Source organism: Mesorhizobium sp. M7A.F.Ca.CA.001.10.2.1 (assembly GCF_003998575.1).
Lineage (GTDB): Bacteria > Pseudomonadota > Alphaproteobacteria > Rhizobiales > Rhizobiaceae > Mesorhizobium.
In genome coordinates this window covers 1-3224 of the sequence record NZ_RZQY01000679.1, presented here as the reverse complement: position 1 = coordinate 3224, position 3224 = coordinate 1, and the positions used below count along the sequence as shown (strand labels likewise).

3 protein-coding genes are annotated in these 3224 nt (G+C 64.2%); all 3 read left to right on the top strand.

The window, feature by feature from the left end; all coding sequences use genetic code 11:
- Nucleotides 1-174: 174 nt before the first annotated feature.
- On the top strand, nucleotides 175-975 hold the full coding sequence (locus EN964_RS29840; RefSeq protein WP_023809131.1) for a BtpA/SgcQ family protein: 801 nt from the start codon (nucleotides 175-177) through the stop codon (nucleotides 973-975).
- Nucleotides 976-1137: 162 nt separating this feature from the next.
- A complete protein-coding gene (locus tag EN964_RS29835) occupies nucleotides 1138-2658 on the top strand; it encodes an FGGY-family carbohydrate kinase (RefSeq protein WP_127268746.1) in 1521 nt (506 codons plus the stop codon).
- Nucleotides 2658-3224 (top strand): HAD family phosphatase (locus EN964_RS29830; RefSeq protein ID WP_164776082.1); only part of this gene is annotated, 567 nt, incomplete at its 3' end. The genes EN964_RS29835 and EN964_RS29830, both read left to right, overlap by 1 nt.

Genomic DNA, 3224 nt, shown 5'->3' with positions numbered 1-3224 from the left:
TCGCTGGTGCGGATAGCGCCACTGTCGGACATCGACATCCTCATCACCGATGCCGAGCCGCCGGCCAAGATCGCCGCGGCGCTCGCCGCGGCCAAGGTCGACCTGCGCATCGCGCCGCCGCTGACGCGCGACTGAGGCGCAACATTTTCACTTTATCCCCAAGGAGACGACTCGATGGTATTTGAATTTTTCGGCGACAAGAAGAAGGCTGTCATCTCGATGGCACATATCGGTGCCCTGCCGGGAACGCCCCTTTATGATGCCGATGGCGGCCTCGACAAGCTGATCGATGGCGTACTCTCCGACATCCGCAAGCTGCAGAGCGGCGGCGTCGATGCCATCATGTTCGGCAACGAGAACGACCGCCCCTATGTCTTCAAGGCGCCGCCCGAAGGTATTGCCGCCATGACTGCGATCGTCCAGGCGGTGAAACCCGAGCTGAAGGTGCCGTTTGGCGTCAATTATCTCTGGGATCCGACTGCCAGCGTCGCGATCGGGGCTGCCACCGGAGCCCGTTTCGTGCGCGAGATCTTCACCGGCCTGTTTGCTTCCGACATGGGCCTGTGGGAGCCCGATTGCGCCGCCGCCTCGCGCCTGCGGCACAATCTTGGCCGCGACGACATGAAGCTTCTCTTCAACATCAATGCAGAGTTCGCACACTCGCTCGACCAGCGTCCTATTGAATTGCGCGCCAAGAGCGCGGTGTTCTCGTCGATGGCCGACGCCATCCTCGTTTCCGGTCCGATCACTGGCCAGCCGGCCGACCAGTCCCACCTGCGCAGCGTCTGCGAGACGATCAAGGACGTGCCGGTCTTCGCCAACACCGGCGTGAACATCGACAATGTCCGCGATGTCCTTTCGCTGGCGAGCGGGGTCGTGATCGGGACCCATTTCAAGATCGATGGCAATACCTGGAACGCCGTCGACGGCGATCGGGTCAAACGCTTCATGGACGTTGTCGCCACTTTGCGCTGAGAACGGCTTCCACGGCGATGCCGGCCATCGCGCCGGCTCGCGGTGATCATATCGATCGTTGCGGGCCGGCGTCCGGAATGATCGACTGGTATCGAGCAGCGGGACACGACGAGGCAGACAGGTTCGCCCGCCTGCCCTTCCCGGCATTTCAATGGATTCGACATGGCGTTCGTTCTCGGTCTCGATATCGGCACCACCTCGACGATCGGCATTCTGATCCGGCTTCCCGATCAGGTGCTGGGCCTCGCCTCGCGCCCCGTCACGCTGCATTCCGAGCATGCGGGCTGGGCCGAGGAAGATCCCGCGCAATGGTGGACCAATGTCCGCGAGATCGTGCAGGAGCTGCTGAGGACCAGCGGCATCAAGGCCGAAGAGATCGTGGCGATCGGCACCACCGGCATGCTGCCGGCGGTCGTTCTTCTGGACGAGCAGGGCGAGGTGCTGCGACCGAGCATCCAGCAGAGCGACGGCCGCTGTGGCGCCGAAGTTGCCGAACTGCGGACCGAATGCGATGAGGCGGCTTTCATCGCCAAGGCCGGCAACGGCATCAACCAACAGCTGGTCACCGCAAAGCTGCGCTGGATAGAGCGTCACGAGCCGGAGGTGTTCAGCCGCATCGCCACCGTTTTCGGCTCCTATGACTATATCAACTGGCGCCTCACCGGTGAACGTGCGGTCGAGCAGAACTGGGCGCTGGAGGCCGGCTTCGTCGATGTTTCGACGCACCGGATCGACGACGACCTGGTGGCGCTCGCCCACATACCGCGCTCGGCCGTGCCACGAAAGATCGCCTCGCATGAGATCCTCGGTTCCGTCTCGGCGAAGACCGCGGATGAGACCGGCCTGATGGCGGGAACACCTGTCGTCGGGGGTGCGGCCGACATGATCGCTTCCGCGCTCGGCGCCGGAGTTGCCAAAGCAGGCGATGTCCTCCTGAAATTCGGCGGCTCGGTCGATATCCTGATCGCCACCGATCAGATCAAGCCAGATCCCCGCATGTATCTTGATTACCACCTGGTGCCGGGCCTGTTCATGCCCAATGGCTGTATGTCGACCGGCGGCTCGGGCCTCAACTGGTTCGTACGCAATTTCGCCGGCGGCGAGATGGCCACGGCACAGGCCGATGGTATTTCGGTACACCAGCGGCTCGATGCGCTGGCGGCAGAGCGTCCCGCCGGTGCCGACGGCCTCACCGTCCTGCCTTACTTCCTCGGCGAGAAGACGCCGATCCATGATCCAGCGGCTCGTGGCGTGATCGATGGGCTGACGCTGTCGCACGATATCGGCCATGTCTGGCGCGCTTTGCTCGAGGCCTATGCCTTCGCCATCGCGCATCATATCGAGGTGCTCAACGACATGGGCCACCGGACCGAGCGCTATCTCGCCTCCGACGGCGGCTCAAGCAGCAAGGTCTGGATGCAGATTGTCGCGGATGTCCTGCAAAAGCCGGTCCAACGCCTGACCGGGCACCCCGGCTCTTGTATCGGCGCTGCCTGGACGGCGGCGATCGGCGTCGGCCTGACCGACGACTGGTCGGGCGTTTCCGGTTTCGTCAGCTTCGCCGACCGGCTCGATCCCGACCCGCGCAAGGCTGACATCTACCGCGACGGCTATCGCCGCTATCGCGATCTTTATGCGCGCCTGTCGGCTCCTGGCGCGACCAGAGCGGGATCGTCATCGTGATGTATCGCGCCGTCGCCTGGGACATCGACGGAACGCTGATCGACAGCGAGCCGTTGCATCATCAATCCCTCCTCGCCGGCTGCCGCAACTGGAACGTCGATCTTGACGACCTGCCCGACCAAGCCTTTCGCGGCATCCATATGGGCGACGTCTGGACAATGCTGCGTCCGCGTCTCCCGGTCGGGCTCGACCAGGCGGAGTGGCTCGCCGCTATCAATGCCCACTACGTCGCGAACCGGGCGAACGCCGTCCCGATCCCCGAGGCGGTCGAGACGATTCGGACCCTGGCTGACCGCGGCGTCCCGCAGGTCTGCGTCTCGAATTCCGGCCGGCAAGTCGTCAATGCCAATCTCGATGGGCTCGGCGTGCTCGACCATATGAGTCTCACAATCAGCCTCGACGACGTGTCGGCCGGCAAGCCCGACCCCACGCCCTATCGCGAGGCCTGCCGGCAGCTCGCCGTAGCTCCAGGGTCGGTGGTGGCCGTGGAAGACAGCCGCACCGGCACAAAGGCAGCACGAGCCGCCGGTCTGTTCGTGGTCGGCTATCTCCCCAGCGGCGGCCTG

Coding starts and splice junctions, on each gene's coding strand:
- EN964_RS29835 (WP_127268746.1), top strand. CDS start 1,138: ATGGCGTTCGTTCTCGGTCTCGATATCGGCACCACCTCGACGATCGGC.
- EN964_RS29840 (WP_023809131.1), top strand. CDS start 175: ATGGTATTTGAATTTTTCGGCGACAAGAAGAAGGCTGTCATCTCGATG.